Source organism: Rhodoferax sp. U11-2br (assembly GCF_018619435.1).
Lineage (GTDB): Bacteria > Pseudomonadota > Gammaproteobacteria > Burkholderiales > Burkholderiaceae_C > Rhodoferax.
The window spans coordinates 105,649-120,323 of the sequence record NZ_JAHFZF010000003.1; the positions used below are offsets into that span (position 1 = coordinate 105,649).

The window sequence follows — 14,675 nt, forward strand, 5'->3', positions numbered from 1 at the left end:
AATGATTGAAGGTGTTCTCAAAGAAGGGTTTGTCACGACGACGTATGACAGCGTCGTGAACTGGGCCAAGACGGGGTCGGTCTGGCCGATGACCTTTGGTCTGGCCTGTTGTGCGGTTGAAATGATGCACGCGGCTGCGGCCCGTTATGACATCAGCCGGTTTGGTGCCGAGGTGTTTCGACCGAGTCCACGTCAGTCTGATCTGATCATTGTGGCGGGGACCTTGACCAACAAGATGGCGCCAGCCTTTCGCAAGGTATATGACCAGATGGCTGAGCCGCGCTGGGTGATCAGCATGGGGTCGTGCGCCAATGGGGGTGGCTATTACCACTACAGCTATTCTGTGGTGCGTGGCTGCGACCGTATTGTGCCGGTTGATATCTATGTGCCGGGTTGTCCGCCCACCGCTGAAGCGTTGGTGTACGGCATCATTCAGTTGCAGAACAAGATCCGTCGCACGCAAACCATTGCGCGTACTTAAAAGGAATGTCATGACGGTATACGCGGTAAATCCTCAGACGCTCCAGGCCCAGGTCAATGTGGCTTTGGGGGAGTTCGTGCAGAGTAGTGTTGTGAAATGGGGTGAGTTGACTCTGGTGGTGAAGGCGGCTGACTACCACCAGGTGGCTGGTATCTTGCGAGATCATCCGGCCTGCCAATTTGAGCAGCTGATTGACTTGTGTGGTGTGGACTATTCAACCTACAAAGATGAACCACAGCTTGGGCAGCGTTTTTGTGTGGTGCTGCACCTGTTGTCGGTGAGTTTGAATCAGCGCGTTCGGCTCAAGGTTTTTGCTGCCGACGATGATGCGCCGGTGATCCGTTCGGTTTGCGATATCTGGAGTGCGGCCAACTGGTTCGAGCGCGAAGCTTTTGACCTCTATGGCATCGTTTTTGAGGGGCATGACGATTTGCGCCGGATTCTCACGGATTACGGATTTATTGGCCATCCATTTCGCAAAGACTTTCCCTTGTCCGGGCATGTTGAGATGCGTTATGACGCCGAGCAACGGCGCGTGGTGTATCAGCCTGTCACGATTGAGCCGCGTGAGATCACGCCCCGCATCATCCGCGAAGAGAACTATGGAGGCCTGCCGCAGGCGCAGTAAGTTATGGCGGACATTAAAAACTACACCCTGAATTTTGGCCCGCAGCACCCGGCAGCGCACGGTGTGTTGCGACTGGTTCTTGAACTTGATGGTGAAGTGATCCAGCGTGCCGATCCCCACATCGGCCTGTTGCACCGTGCCACCGAAAAACTGGCAGAAAACAAGACCTACCTGCAGACCTTGCCCTACATGGATCGTCTGGACTACATGTCCATGATGTGCAACGAACAGGCCTACTGCCTGGTCATCGAAAAAATGCTGGGCTTGGAAGTCCCTCTTCGCGCACAGTACATCCGGGTGATGTTTGCCGAAATCACCCGCCTGCTCAATCACCTGTTGTGGGTGGGTGCTCATGCGATTGACTGTGGCGCCATGACGGTCATGCTGTATGCCTTCCGTGAACGGGAAGACCTGCTGGATGCGTATGAGGCGGTCAGTGGCGCACGTATGCATGCCGCGTACTTCCGTCCAGGCGGCGTTTACCGCGATTTGCCCGATACGATGCCGCAACATGCACCCAACAAGGTTCGCAGTGCCAAATCCACCCAAGCTTTGAACCGCAATCGTGGTGGCAGTCTGCTGGATTTCATCGACGACTTTACTCAGCGTTTCCCGACTTATCTGGGTGAGTACCACACACTTCTGACGGAAAACCGGATCTGGAAGCAGCGCACAGTGGGTATTGGTGTGGTAACGCCAGAGCGGGCGTTGAACCTTGGGTTTACTGGACCGATGTTGCGTGGTTCCGGCATCGCTTGGGATCTGCGCAAACAGCAGCCTTACGAGGTCTATGACCGTCTTGACTTTGACATTCCGGTAGGCAAAACCGGGGATACCTACGACCGCTATCTGGTGCGTATGGAGGAAATGAAACAGTCCAATCGCATCATCAAACAATGTGTGGACTGGTTGCGCGCCAACCCGGGTCCGGTGATCACGGACAACCACAAGATTGCGCCGCCAGATCGGGAAGCCATGAAAACCAACATGGAAGATCTGATTCACCACTTCAAGCTGTTCACAGAAGGTTTTGCGGTTCCGGAAGGGGAGGCTTACTCGGCCATTGAACATCCCAAAGGGGAATTCGGTATCTACATGGTCAGTGATGGCGCCAACAAGCCGTACCGCATGAAAATTCGACCACCTGCCTTTGTGCATCTGGCTGCTCTCAACGAGATGGGCAAAGGCCACATGATTGCTGACGCGGTGGCGATCATCGGCACCATGGACATTGTGTTTGGGGAAGTTGACCGATGATTTCAGAAAAGTCTCTCGCAGCCTTTGCCAAAGAGGTTGCCAAATATCCGTTCGAGCAACGTCAGTCGGCTGTCATGGCCTGCCTGCAGATCGTTCAGCAGGAACAGGGTTTTGTCAGTCCGGAGAGTGAGCGCTTTGTGGCTGACTACCTGGGTATGGCGCCCATGGCTGTGCATGAAGTCACCAGCTTCTACAACATGTACAACCAGAAGGCTGTGGGAAAGTACAAACTCAATGTTTGCACCAACCTGCCTTGCCAGTTGCGCAGCGGTGCCCATGCGTTGACCCACTTGAAAGAAAAACTTGGCATTGATGCCAATCAGACCACGCCAGATGGGCTGTTCACGCTACAAGAATGTGAGTGTCTTGGGGCCTGTGCCGATGCACCCGTGATGCTGGTCAACGACACCAACATGTGCAGCTTCATGACCGACGACAAGTTGGATCAGTTGGTGGACGGCCTGCGTTCGATGGAGGTGAAGTCATGAGTGTTGACAGCTTTCTGGCGCAGTTCCAGTCCAGTGGTGTGCAGACCTGTTTTCATAATCGGCATATCAACCCACAAATCCTGGCCAATCTCAATGGCTCCAACTGGCGCCTGAAAGACTACGAAGCGCGTGGTGGTTACCAGGCCTTGCGTCAGGTGCTGGGTTTGGACGGTGGACCTGGTTTGACGCAGGATCAGGTGATTGCCACGGTGAAGGAATCGGGTCTGCGTGGTCGTGGCGGCGCCGGTTTCCCGACCGGACTGAAGTGGAGTTTCATGCCTCGGCAATTTCCGGGGCAAAAGTACCTGGTGTGCAACTCGGATGAGGGTGAGCCCGGCACTTGCAAAGACCGTGACATCATGGAGTTCAATCCACATGTTGTGATTGAAGGCATGATCATTGCCGCCTATGCCATGGGCATTTCCGTGGGTTACAACTACATTCACGGCGAGATTTTTCACACCTACCGGCGCTTTGAAGAGGCGTTGGAAGAAGCCCGGGCTGCCGGGCTGTTGGGCAACAACATTCTTGGCACCAGCTTCAGTTTTCAGCTGCATGCGGCCCATGGATTCGGGGCTTACATCTGTGGTGAAGAGACCGGTTTGCTGGAGTCGCTGGAGGGCAAAAAAGGCCAGCCGCGCTTCAAGCCGCCGTTCCCTGCCAGTTTCGGCTTGTACGGCAAGCCAACCACCATCAATAACACCGAAACTTTTGGTGCTGTGCCTTGGATCATTCGCAATGGTGGCAAGGCCTATTTGGAATCGGGCAAGCCCAACAATGGTGGTACCAAGATATTTTCGGTGAGTGGTGACGTGGAGTTGCCGGGCAACTATGAAGTGCCCATGGGCACGTCGTTTGCCACTTTGCTCGAACTTGCTGGGGGTGTGCGTTCTGGTCGCAAGCTCAAGGCGGTGATTCCTGGCGGGTCGTCGTCACCTGTGTTGCCAGCCCACATCATGATGGACTGCACCATGGACTACGACGCCATCGCCAAGGCTGGGTCGATGCTGGGCTCGGGTGCAGTCATCGTCATGGATGATTCGCGCTGCATGGTCAAGAGTTTGCAGCGACTCAGTTACTTCTACATGCACGAGTCCTGCGGGCAGTGCACACCTTGCCGGGAAGGCACAGGCTGGATGTCACGTGTGGTGGATCGCATTGAAAATGGGCTGGGCCGTGAAGCGGATCTGGCTCTGTTGAACTCTGTGGCGGAAGACATTCAAGGGCGCACGATTTGTGCACTGGGCGACGCTGCAGCCATGCCGGTGCGGGCCATGCTCAAGCATTACATGCCTGAATTTGAATACCACATTGCACACAAGACCTGCATGGTTCCCGCATACGTTTGAGTGAGCACCAGATGATTGAAATTGAACTCGACGGTCAAAAAGTAGCGATTGAGCAGGGCAGCACGGTGATGCACGCCGCTGACAAGGTTGGGACCTACATCCCGCATTTCTGTTACCACAAAAAGCTCAGCATCGCGGCGAGTTGCCGCATGTGTCTGGTCGACATCGAAAAAATGCCCAAACCCATGCCGGCTTGTGCCACCTCGGTGACACAAGGCATGGTGGTGCGTACCAAATCCGACAAGGCGATCAAGGCCCAGCAGTCGGTGATGGAGTTTTTGCTGATCAACCACCCTCTGGATTGCCCCATTTGTGACCAAGGTGGTGAATGCCAGTTACAAGATCTGGCGGTTGGTTATGGCGGCACGGCCTCGCGTTACGAAGAAGAAAAGCGGGTCGTCCCGGTCAAGGACGTGGGCCCTTTGATCTCCATGCAGGAAATGGCGCGCTGCATCCATTGCACCCGTTGTGTGCGCTTTGGGCAGGAGATTGCCGGCGCCATGGAGTTGGGCATGTCGCACCGTGGTGAACACGCCGAAATTGAAACTTTTGGTGGCAAGACGATTGATTCCGAGTTGTCGGGCAACATGATCGACATCTGCCCTGTGGGTGCGCTGACCAGCAAACCATTCCGTTACAGCGCGCGGACTTGGGAGTTGTCACGTCGCAAGTCCATCAGCCCGCATGACTCCACCGGGGCCAACTTGATCGTGCAGGTCAAGAACAACAAGGTCATGCGGGTGGTGCCTCTGGAAAATGAAGCAGTCAACGAATGCTGGATTGCTGACCGTGATCGTTTTTCTTATGAAGCGCTGAACAGCTCAGATCGGCTGACAAGCCCCATGATCAAACAAGGTGGTCAATGGCATGAGGTTGACTGGAAGACCGCGCTGGAATATGTGGCCCACGGGTTAAAGAGCATCAAGGCAGACCATGGCGCCAGCGCCATCGGTGCATTGGTCAGCCCGCACAGCACGCTGGAGGAACTGTCTCTCGCTGGCGCTTTGGTGCGAGGTCTGGGCAGCGACAACATTGACTACCGGCTCCGTCATGCCCAGTTCGAAACCGGGCAGCCTGGCGTTCGGTTTTTGGGGATGCCGATTGCCAATCTGTCGACCTTGCAGAGTGTTCTGGTGGTTGGCTCCAATCTGCGCAAGGACCATCCCTTGTTCGCCCAACGTGTGCGCCAAGCCGTCAAGCTGGGTTGTGCTGTTCATGTGGTGGCAGCGAGCCCCGTCGATTGGGGTATGCCGGTCGCCACGATATGCACGGCTCCAAGTGCTGGCTGGGTGCAGGCGCTGGCCGATATCGCGGCTGTTGTGGCGCTTGAAAAGCAGATCCAGGCGCCGCGCGGTGGTCAGGTGACGGATGCCGCTCGCGCCGTGGCGCTCTCCTTGCTCGGAGGTGAGCGTCGAGCCGTTTTGTTGGGCAATGCGGCGGCACATCACCCCCAGGCCAGCGAGTTGTTGGCCTTGGCCAACTGGATTGGTGAGAACACTGGTGCGACAGTGGGGTACCTGACCGAAGCAGCCAATACCGTTGGTGCGCAGTTTGTGGGAGCTATGCCGAGGACCGGTGGGCTTCATGCCGGTCAAATGCTGGCAGGAGGTCTGAAGGCCGTCATGTTGCTCAATACCGAGCCGCAGTTTGACAGTGTCGGTGGGAAATCCGCAGTGGCGGCTCTGGCCCAATGCCAGATGGTCGTGACTTTGAGCCCGTTCAAGACCAATTTGGACTGCAGTGATGTGCTGCTGCCCATTGCGCCATTCACAGAAACTTCTGGAACCTTTGTGAACGCCGAAGGGCGGGCGCAGAGCTTTCATGCGGTGGTCAAACCTTTGGGTGACACGCGTCCTGCCTGGAAAGTGTTTCGGGCATTGGCCAATATCCTGGAGTTGCCGGGTTTTGAGGCAGAGTCGTCTCAGGATATCCTGAAGCAGATCCTGGCCGATGCTGATGGTGTGGTTCCTGCGTTTGTACCGGCTGCACGTCTCAGCAACGCGAATGCGCAGTCAGCGGTGCCTGGCTCTGGGATGCTGACCCCCTGTGTCGCCAACATTTACCAACTTGATGGCATCGTGCGTCGGGCGCCTGCCTTGCAAAGCACGGCAGACGCCAAATTCGCTGAGACCCAGGAGGTGCCAGCATGATTGACCAGATTTATTCCGGCGGCCTAGGCCTGGTATCCGCTCAGTGGTGGGTGGACATCGTTTGGCCACTGGTGTGGGCTTTGATCAAAATCATCCCAGTTTTGATGATTGTGATGGGTGCTGTGACCTACGCGACCTTGTGGGAGCGCAAGTTGCTGGGCTGGGTGCAGATCCGGATTGGCCCCAATCGTGTCGGTCCATGGGGCCTGTTGCAACCGATTGCCGATGCCTTGAAACTGATGACCAAGGAAATCGTCAGGCCAGCTGCCTCGGACAAGTTTCTCTTTTATCTGGGACCTGTTCTGACGGTTGCACCCGCTTTGACAGCTTGGGTCGTGGTGCCATTTGGCCCGGAGATTGCAGTTGCCAACCTGAATGCGGGTCTGTTGTTTCTGATGGCGATTGCATCTTTGGAGGTGTATGGTGTGATCATCTCAGGGTGGTCTTCGAACTCCAAATATGCCTTCTTGGGCGCATTGCGTGCCTCGGCCCAGATGGTGAGTTATGAAATCGCCATGGGTTTTTGCTTCCTGATCGTGTTGATGGTGTCGAACAGCTTGAATATGACGGACATCGTCATGGGACAAAGCCAGGGGCATTTCTCCCAAATGGGATGGAACTTCCTGTCCTGGAATTGGCTGCCGCTGTTGCCGATTGTGGTGGTTTATTTTGTATCCGGTCTGGCTGAAACCAACCGCACCCCTTTTGACGTGATTGAAGGCGAGTCTGAAATTGTGGCCGGGCACATGGTGGAGTACTCCGGCATGTCGTGGGCGATGTTCCAGATGGCTGAGTATGCAAGCATTTGGTTGATCTCCATCCTTAGCGTCACCATGTTTTTTGGTGGTTGGTTGTCGCCCATCGAGGCTTTGAGCTGGATTCCGGGGTGGATCTGGCTTGGGCTCAAGACCTTTGCCGTGATGACGGTATTTATCTGGGTACGTGTCACTTTCCCTCGCTTTCGTTATGACCAGATCATGCGCTTGGGTTGGAAGGTCTTTATTCCGGTGACTTTGGTGTGGCTGGTGGTGATTGGTGTCTGGATGCAGACTCCGTGGAACATTTGGAAGTAATGTGAGTCGCTTATGTCAACCCCAACTTTGAATACCAGTAAAAGCTCTTCCGTGAATGCCTTTTTCTTATCGGATTTCCTGTCGAGTTTCTTTCTGACCGAGCTTTTTAAGGGCATGCGGCTTACCGGCAAGTACGCCTTCAAAAGCAAGATCACGCTGGAATATCCCGAGGAAAAAACGCCCTTGTCGCCACGTTTTCGGGGCTTGCATGCGCTTCGTCGTTATGAAACGGGTGAAGAGCGTTGCATCGCCTGCAAGCTGTGTGAAGCGGTCTGCCCCGCGATGGCGATCACCATTGAATCCGAAGAACGGGCGGACGGTTCTCGTCGAACAACCCGTTATGACATCGATTTGACCAAGTGCATTTTTTGTGGTTTTTGTGAAGAGAGCTGTCCGGTGGACTCGATTGTGGAAACAAACATTCTCGAATACCACGGGGAGGAGCGAGGCGACTTGTACTTCACCAAAGAAATGTTGCTGGCTGTCGGTGACCGTTATGAGCCCCAAATTGCTGCCAGCAAGTTGGCTGATGCCAAATACCGTTGATCCGTCGTAAGAAAGAATCCGAATCATGAGTGTCACGACTGGTCTGTTCTACCTGTTTTCTGCCATCTTGTTGGCCGCTGCCTTTCGGGTGATCACCACACGTAACCCGGTGCATGCGGTCTTGTACTTGGTGCTCACTTTTTTCCAGGCTTCGATGATCTGGATGCTGCTCAAGGCTGAGTTTTTGTCGCTGACCTTGGTGCTGGTCTATGTCGGCGCGGTAATGGTCTTGTTTTTGTTTGTGGTGATGATGCTGGATGTCAACACCGAGGAAATGCGCAAAGGTTTCTGGAAACATTTTCCGCTGGCGGCTGTGTTGGGCCTCTTGATCATTGCAGAGATGTCGGCGGTCCTCCTGGGTGGTTTTCAGGTCGCTGATGCGCCCAGTACTGCAGCCGCGGTGAGCAACGCTGGGGCCGAGCTTTCCAATAGCAAGCTGCTGGGCAAACTGCTCTACACCCAATATATTTATCCGCTCGAGGTTGCCACTGCGATTTTGCTGGTTGGCATGATTGCGGCGATTGCGCTGACGTTGCGCCAGCGCAAGGACAGCAAGGCCATTGACCCGGCCGCGCAGGTTCGGGTAAGAGCCAAGGACCGGATGATCGTGGTGAAGATGGCGGCTACCCAACCCGCCTTGCCTGTTGATGCGGTCGAAGCACCATCTGTGGAGAACAAAGCATGACGTTGACCTTGGGCCATTTCTTGACGCTGGGCGCTGTTCTGTTTGCGCTCTCGGTCATTGGCATCTTTTTGAATCGCAAGAATTTGATCGTTTTGCTGATGGCTGTTGAGTTGATGTTGTTGGCTGTCAACACCAATTTCATCGCCTTCTCGCACTACCTGGGTGATCTGCATGGACAGATTTTTGTGTTTTTCATTCTGACAGTTGCCGCCGCAGAGTCCGCCATTGGTCTGGCCATTCTGGTGGTGCTGTTCCGGAACAAATCCAACATCAATGTGGACGAACTTGATTCGTTGAAGGGGTAACAGGAAATGATTCAAACCCTATCCGCCCCTATGTTGGCGGCCGTTCCCCTGGCGCCATTGGTGGGTGCCCTGATGGCCGGTGTGCTGGGGACCAAGTTTGGTGGCAACAGTATGGGACGCCGGGCTTCGCATTCCGTTGCCATCCTCGGTGTGTTGCTGTCTTTCATCCTGTCTGCCTTCACGCTCAAAAGTGTGAGCTTGGATGGCGCACGTTTTAATGAAACCCTCTACACCTGGATGGTGGTCGGTGGCCTGAAGATGGAGATCGGCTTCCTGGTGGACGGTCTCACTGCCATGATGATGTGTGTGGTGACTTTTGTCTCTCTGATGGTGCACATCTACACCATTGGATATATGGAAGAAGACGAGGGTTACAACCGTTTCTTTTCTTACATCTCGCTGTTTACCTTTTCCATGTTGATGCTGGTGATGAGCAACAACATGCTTCAGCTGTTTTTTGGTTGGGAAGCAGTGGGGTTGGTGTCTTACTTGCTGATTGGCTTCTGGTACAACAAACCAACGGCGATTTTTGCCAACATGAAAGCGTTTTTGGTGAACCGCGTGGGCGACTTCGGGTTCATCCTGGGTATCAGTCTGATTGCGGCTTATGCAGGCACCTTGAGTTACGCCGAGGCGTTTGCGAAAGCCGACGAGTTGGCTGCCATGACCTTGCCAGGAACAGATTGGATGCTGGTCACCGTGATTTGCATTTGCCTGTTCATTGGCGCCATGGGCAAGTCGGCACAGTTCCCTTTACACGTTTGGCTGCCTGACTCCATGGAAGGCCCAACACCCATTTCGGCGCTGATCCATGCCGCCACGATGGTGACCGCTGGTATTTTCATGGTGGCCCGCATGTCTCCGTTGTTTGAGCTGAGTGAGGCCGCACTCAACTTCATCATGGTCATCGGTGCCATCACGGCCTTGTTCATGGGTTTTTTGGGCATTATTCAGAACGATATCAAGCGGGTGGTCGCTTATTCCACGCTGTCGCAGTTGGGCTACATGACGGTGGCGCTGGGCGCCTCTGCCTATTCTGTGGCTGTGTTTCATTTGATGACCCATGCATTCTTCAAAGCCTTGCTGTTCCTGGCTGCAGGCTCGGTGATCATGGGTCTGCACCATAACCAGGACATCCGCTGGATGGGTGGGGTGCGCAAATACATGCCTATCACCTGGATCACCTCATTGGTTGGTTCGTTGGCCTTGATTGGGACGCCCTTTTTCTCAGGGTTCTATTCCAAGGACGAAATCATCATGGCGGTGCACGCCAGCAATTTGCCAGCCTCCGGGTTAGCCTACTTTGCGGTACTGGCGGGTGTGTTCGTGACCGCGTTTTACTCGTTCAGGCTGTACTTCCTGGTGTTCCATGGCAAGGAACGTTTTGACCAGAACCCGGATGCCCACCATGGACACGACCACGCTGCTGACGATCACGGTCACGGTCATGACGCGCACCACCATCCCAAGGAGTCACCCTGGGTTGTCACGATTCCTTTGATTCTGCTGGCCATCCCTTCTTTGATCATTGGTTACCACACCATTGGGCCGATGTTGTTTGGAGACTTCTTCAAAGACGCCATTTTTGTGAACCACGAGATTCATAAAGCCATGGAAGTTCTCTCGGAAGAATTCCATGGTGCGGCAGCGTTGGCACGGCACGGCTTCTCGGCGACACCTTTCTGGCTGGCTCTGGCAGGTGTGGTCTGTTCTTACTACATGTACATGGTCAATCCAGCCTTGCCTGCTGCGATCAAACGCAGCGTGATGCCGCTTTATCAGTTGTTGGACAACAAGTATTACCTGGACTGGTTCAACGAGAACGTCTTGGCGCGCGGCGCGCGCGGTTTAGGGACGCTGTTCTGGAAGGTTGGGGATCAAACGCTGATTGACGGCGCTGCAGTCAATGGTTCTTGGCGTGTTGTTGGGTTGATCTCCAGCGTGGTCAGGAAATTCCAGACCGGGTACTTGTACGACTACGCGCTGTCGATGGTGCTGGGCATCTTCGTGCTCATGACGTATTTCGTCTGGCTCAAATAGGAGAAAGATAAAAATGGGTTTTTTGAGCCTGGCTATTTGGATGCCAATTCTGTTTGGTGTCGTTCTGTTGGCAATGGGGCGGGAGGACCAAGTCCGCACTGTGCGCTGGTTGGCCTTGTTTGGGGCTGTACTCAGTTTGTTGGTGACCCTGCCGCTGTACCTGCAGTTTGATATCTCAACGGCAGCGATGCAGTTTGTGGAGTTGTCGCCCTGGATTGAGCGTTTCAACGTCAACTATCACCTCGGTGTAGACGGCATTTCGCTGTGGTTTGTGCTGCTCACCGCCTTTATCAATGTGATCGTGGTGATTGCCGCTTGGGAAGTGATCACCAGCCGGGTGAACCAGTACATGGGTGCTTTCCTGATCCTCAGCGGCTTGATGATCGGGGTGTTCTGTGCACTGGATGGCATGTTGTTCTACGTGTTCTTTGAAGCCACGCTGATCCCGATGTACCTGATCATCGGGATCTGGGGTGGTCCGAACAAGATCTACGCGTCCTTCAAGTTTTTTCTGTACACCTTGCTCGGCTCCTTGTTGATGCTGGTGGCCCTGATTTATCTTTATGTGCAGTCCGGCAGCAGCTTTGATCTGGCGGCGTGGCACAAGTTGCCGCTCGACAGCACAGCGCAAACGTTGTTGTTTTTTGCTTTTTTGTCGGCGTTTGCTGTCAAGGTGCCGATGTGGCCGGTGCACACTTGGTTGCCAGATGTGCACGTAGAGGCCCCCACAGGCGGTTCTGCGGTGCTGGCTGCGATCATGTTGAAACTGGGGGCGTATGGATTTCTGCGGTTCTCGCTGCCGATTGCGCCAGATGCCTCACACCATTGGGCGGGCCTGATGATTGGCTTGTCGCTGGTGGCCGTGGTGTACGTGGGTCTGGTGACCTTGGTGCAGCGGGATATGAAGAAGCTCGTGGCGTATTCCTCGGTGGCTCACATGGGCTTTGTCACGCTGGGCTTCTTCATCTTTAATGAGCTTGGGGTTTCGGGTGGCATCGTTCAGATGATTTCACACGGTTTTGTTTCGGCTGCCATGTTCTTGTCGATCGGTGTGTTGTACGACCGCATGCACTCCCGGGAGATCGCCAGTTATGGTGGTGTGGTCAACACCATGCCGCGCTTCACCGCCTTTGCCTTGTTGTTCGTCATGGCCAACTGCGGCTTGCCGGGTACCGCTGGTTTTGTGGGTGAGTGGATGGTGATCCTCGGTGCCGTCAAGGTCAATTTCTGGGTGGGTATGGCAGCGGCCAGTGCCTTGATTTTTGGTGCGGCTTACTCCCTGTGGATGTTCAAGCGGGTTTACTTGGGACCGGTGGCCAACGACCATGTCAAACATCTGACAGACATCAACAAGCGCGAATTTTTCTTTCTGGCTTTGCTGGCCATTGCGGTGCTGTACATGGGCATTTACCCGAAACCGTTCACCGATGTGATGGATGTCTCCGTGGCTGAGTTGCTGAGGCATGTGGCCCAGTCCAAGCTGCCCTGAGTTATCCAATCTGATTCCCTAGACAAGAGACACACATGTTTGACAAACTCAGTTTGATGGCTGTAATTCCAGAAGTGATCCTGTTGGTCATGGCCTGCGTGATCCTGCTGTTTGATCTGTCGGTCAAAAGTGCCAAGCGGGGTGCAACCTATGGGCTCACGCTGGTGACACTCTCGGTGGTGGTAGCGTTGGAGGCTGCGTCTGCGACTTCCGGCCAAACCGTTTATGCTTTTGGCAACATGGTGGTCAACGATGCCATGGGCCACTGGCTCAAGTGTTTTGCCGCAGCAGCTGTCATGGTGGTGCTGGTCTATGGACGAGACTACGCTGCTGGCCGCGACATGTTGCGCGGTGGTGATCTGTTCACCCTGAGCTTGTTTTCATTGCTGGGCATGTTTGTGATGATTTCAGGCAACAACTTCTTGGGTATCTACATGGGTATCGAGTTGTTGACGCTCTCAAGTTACGCCATGGTGGCGTTGCGCCGCGACCACGTGCTGTCGACCGAAGCCGCCATGAAATATTTTGTGCTGGGTGCGCTGGCTTCGGGCTTGTTGCTCTACGGTATGTCGATGTTGTACGGTGCAACCGGCAGTCTGGATTTGGGACAGGTGTTGAAGGCGATCAACGGTGGGCAGATTGATCACCAGATTCTGATTTTTGGTCTGGTGTTTCTGGTGGCCGGCCTGGCGTTCAAACTCGGTGTGGTGCCGTTTCACATGTGGATTCCAGACGTCTACCAAGGTGCGCCGACCGTGATCACCTTGATGGTGGCTGGCGCCCCGAAGTTGGCCGCATTTGCGGTGTTCATTCGTATGCTGGTCGAGGGGCTTTTGCCTTTGGCGGTGGACTGGCAGCAAATGCTGATGGTGATGGCTGTGGCCTCGCTGGCCATTGGTAATCTGGCGGCGATTGCTCAGACCAATGTCAAGCGGATGCTGGCGTTCTCCACCATTTCACACATGGGTTTTGTGTTGATCGGCATGATGTCTGGTGTGGTCAGCGGGCATGCGGATGCGGCTGGCAATGCCTACGGTGCATCGATGTTTTATGTTGTCTCCTATGTGTTGACAACCTTGGCCAGTTTTGGTGTCATTTTGCTGCTGTCGCGTGAAGGTTTCGAGAGTGAAGAGATTGCTGACTTTGCAGGTTTGAACCAGCGCAGCCCGCTCTACGCTGGCATCATGGCACTGTGCCTGTTCTCCTTGGCAGGTATTCCCCCGATGGTTGGGTTTTATGCCAAGCTGGCTGTTTTGGAGGCCTTGGTGGCCACGGGTGGAACGGTCTACATCGCCTTGGCGGTGTATGCGGTGATGATGTCCTTGATTGGCGCCTTCTACTATTTGCGCGTGGTCAAAGTGATGTATTTTGATGCGCCACTCAACACGGCGCCTTTGACCGCAGGCATGGATGTGCGTGCCGTGCTGACCATCAACGCGGCCTTGTTGTTGGTCCTGGGGCTGTTGCCCGGTGGTTTGATGACACTGTGTGCCAATGCCGTGCTAAAGATGCTGGCCACCTGACCGCCAGCCGCTTCTGACCTTTCCATCTGTACCCAGAGGCCGACATGGAGCACTTGCAGGAAAAACGGGTTGGCAGCACAGAGTTGTGCAAGGGCAGCTTCCTGCATGTTTTGCGTGACACCGTCGAGCTGTCCAATGGGGCTCTGACAACCCGGGAATACGTGGTCCATCCTGGCGCCGTGATGGTGGTGCCACTGATCGAGGATGCCCAGGGTGAGGTGCGCCTGGTGCTGGAGCGCCAGTTTCGCTACCCCTTGAACCGTGTGATGGTGGAGTTTCCGGCTGGCAAGAAGGATCCTGGCGAAGAGCCGTTTCAGTGTGCCCAACGTGAGCTGCGTGAGGAGACCGGTTACCAGGCGCGCTTCTGGGCGCATGCCGGTGTGATGCATCCGGTGGCAGCCTATTCGACCGAGGTCATCGACATCTGGTTTGCCAAGGGCCTGACTGCTGGTGCCCGACAGCTGGACGCCGACGAATTATTGGATGTGTTCACCGCCACGCCGGCTGAGCTCCTGACCTGGTGCCGCGAAGGGCAGATCACCGACGCCAAGACTTTGCTGGCCGCCTTGTGGCTCCAAAACGTGTTTTCCGGCGCGTGGACGCTGGACTGGTTTGAAACAACTTAGCCTGATGACACAGATCTGCTGACAACCTCCGCAGC

The 14,675-nt window shown here is 54.9% G+C and carries 14 protein-coding genes; all 14 read left to right on the forward strand.

What is annotated here, in order from left to right:
• Position 1: 1 nt before the first annotated feature.
• Genes KKO72_RS02945 through KKO72_RS03010 form a run of 14 tightly spaced genes read left to right on the forward strand, consistent with a single transcriptional unit; the run spans position 2 to position 14,640 of the window.
• Entirely contained in the window at positions 2-481 is a 480-nt protein-coding gene (locus KKO72_RS02945) for an NADH-quinone oxidoreductase subunit B family protein (RefSeq protein ID WP_078363891.1), read from the forward strand.
• Between the two features lie 10 nt (positions 482-491).
• Positions 492-1,109 (forward strand): NADH-quinone oxidoreductase subunit C, encoded by a 618-nt coding sequence (locus tag KKO72_RS02950; protein WP_214935305.1) that lies wholly within the window; start codon positions 492-494, stop codon positions 1,107-1,109.
• Between the two features lie 3 nt (positions 1,110-1,112).
• Complete coding sequence (locus KKO72_RS02955) at positions 1,113-2,366, forward strand: NADH-quinone oxidoreductase subunit D (protein ID WP_214935306.1); 1,254 nt, start codon at positions 1,113-1,115, stop codon at positions 2,364-2,366.
• On the forward strand, positions 2,363-2,854 hold the full coding sequence (nuoE, locus tag KKO72_RS02960; protein WP_078363888.1) for an NADH-quinone oxidoreductase subunit NuoE: 492 nt from the start codon (positions 2,363-2,365) through the stop codon (positions 2,852-2,854). The genes KKO72_RS02955 and nuoE overlap by 4 nt, the downstream gene beginning before the upstream one ends.
• Positions 2,851-4,203, forward strand: a complete 1,353-nt coding sequence (nuoF, locus tag KKO72_RS02965; RefSeq protein ID WP_214935309.1) for an NADH-quinone oxidoreductase subunit NuoF — start codon at positions 2,851-2,853, stop codon at positions 4,201-4,203. Before nuoE ends, nuoF begins: the two co-directional genes overlap by 4 nt.
• A gap of 11 nt (positions 4,204-4,214) precedes the next feature.
• On the forward strand, positions 4,215-6,353 hold the full coding sequence (gene nuoG / locus KKO72_RS02970; RefSeq protein ID WP_214935311.1) for an NADH-quinone oxidoreductase subunit NuoG: 2,139 nt from the start codon (positions 4,215-4,217) through the stop codon (positions 6,351-6,353).
• On the forward strand, positions 6,350-7,426 hold the full coding sequence (gene nuoH / locus KKO72_RS02975) for an NADH-quinone oxidoreductase subunit NuoH (RefSeq protein ID WP_214935313.1): 1,077 nt from the start codon (positions 6,350-6,352) through the stop codon (positions 7,424-7,426). Before nuoG ends, nuoH begins: the two co-directional genes overlap by 4 nt.
• Before the next feature lie 12 nt (positions 7,427-7,438).
• Complete coding sequence (nuoI, locus tag KKO72_RS02980) at positions 7,439-7,972, forward strand: NADH-quinone oxidoreductase subunit NuoI (protein ID WP_078363884.1); 534 nt, start codon at positions 7,439-7,441, stop codon at positions 7,970-7,972.
• Between the two features lie 25 nt (positions 7,973-7,997).
• Positions 7,998-8,657 (forward strand): NADH-quinone oxidoreductase subunit J, encoded by a 660-nt coding sequence (locus KKO72_RS02985; RefSeq protein WP_078363883.1) that lies wholly within the window; start codon positions 7,998-8,000, stop codon positions 8,655-8,657.
• Positions 8,654-8,962: an NADH-quinone oxidoreductase subunit NuoK gene (gene nuoK / locus KKO72_RS02990; RefSeq protein WP_078363882.1), complete on the forward strand. Its 309-nt coding sequence runs from the start codon at positions 8,654-8,656 to the stop codon at positions 8,960-8,962. Before KKO72_RS02985 ends, nuoK begins: the two co-directional genes overlap by 4 nt.
• 6 nt (positions 8,963-8,968) lie before the next feature.
• The gene (gene nuoL, locus KKO72_RS02995) at positions 8,969-11,002 is read left to right on the forward strand and encodes an NADH-quinone oxidoreductase subunit L (protein ID WP_214935315.1); all 2,034 of its coding nucleotides are present in this window, start codon (positions 8,969-8,971) and stop codon (positions 11,000-11,002) included.
• A 13-nt stretch (positions 11,003-11,015) separates the two neighbouring features.
• On the forward strand, positions 11,016-12,491 hold the full coding sequence (locus tag KKO72_RS03000) for an NADH-quinone oxidoreductase subunit M (protein ID WP_214935318.1): 1,476 nt from the start codon (positions 11,016-11,018) through the stop codon (positions 12,489-12,491).
• A gap of 35 nt (positions 12,492-12,526) precedes the next feature.
• Positions 12,527-14,014 (forward strand): NADH-quinone oxidoreductase subunit NuoN, encoded by a 1,488-nt coding sequence (gene nuoN / locus KKO72_RS03005; protein ID WP_214935320.1) that lies wholly within the window; start codon positions 12,527-12,529, stop codon positions 14,012-14,014.
• A gap of 44 nt (positions 14,015-14,058) precedes the next feature.
• Entirely contained in the window at positions 14,059-14,640 is a 582-nt protein-coding gene (locus tag KKO72_RS03010) for an NUDIX domain-containing protein (protein ID WP_214935323.1), read from the forward strand.
• Positions 14,641-14,675 lie beyond the last annotated feature (35 nt).

Coding starts and splice junctions, on each gene's coding strand:
- KKO72_RS02945 (WP_078363891.1), top strand. CDS start 2: ATGATTGAAGGTGTTCTCAAAGAAGGGTTTGTCACGACGACGTATGAC.
- nuoG (WP_214935311.1), top strand. CDS start 4,215: ATGATTGAAATTGAACTCGACGGTCAAAAAGTAGCGATTGAGCAGGGC.
- nuoF (WP_214935309.1), top strand. CDS start 2,851: ATGAGTGTTGACAGCTTTCTGGCGCAGTTCCAGTCCAGTGGTGTGCAG.
- KKO72_RS02950 (WP_214935305.1), top strand. CDS start 492: ATGACGGTATACGCGGTAAATCCTCAGACGCTCCAGGCCCAGGTCAAT.
- nuoH (WP_214935313.1), top strand. CDS start 6,350: ATGATTGACCAGATTTATTCCGGCGGCCTAGGCCTGGTATCCGCTCAG.
- nuoK (WP_078363882.1), top strand. CDS start 8,654: ATGACGTTGACCTTGGGCCATTTCTTGACGCTGGGCGCTGTTCTGTTT.
- nuoE (WP_078363888.1), top strand. CDS start 2,363: ATGATTTCAGAAAAGTCTCTCGCAGCCTTTGCCAAAGAGGTTGCCAAA.
- nuoN (WP_214935320.1), top strand. CDS start 12,527: ATGTTTGACAAACTCAGTTTGATGGCTGTAATTCCAGAAGTGATCCTG.
- nuoL (WP_214935315.1), top strand. CDS start 8,969: ATGATTCAAACCCTATCCGCCCCTATGTTGGCGGCCGTTCCCCTGGCG.
- nuoI (WP_078363884.1), top strand. CDS start 7,439: ATGTCAACCCCAACTTTGAATACCAGTAAAAGCTCTTCCGTGAATGCC.
- KKO72_RS03000 (WP_214935318.1), top strand. CDS start 11,016: ATGGGTTTTTTGAGCCTGGCTATTTGGATGCCAATTCTGTTTGGTGTC.
- KKO72_RS03010 (WP_214935323.1), top strand. CDS start 14,059: ATGGAGCACTTGCAGGAAAAACGGGTTGGCAGCACAGAGTTGTGCAAG.
- KKO72_RS02985 (WP_078363883.1), top strand. CDS start 7,998: ATGAGTGTCACGACTGGTCTGTTCTACCTGTTTTCTGCCATCTTGTTG.
- KKO72_RS02955 (WP_214935306.1), top strand. CDS start 1,113: ATGGCGGACATTAAAAACTACACCCTGAATTTTGGCCCGCAGCACCCG.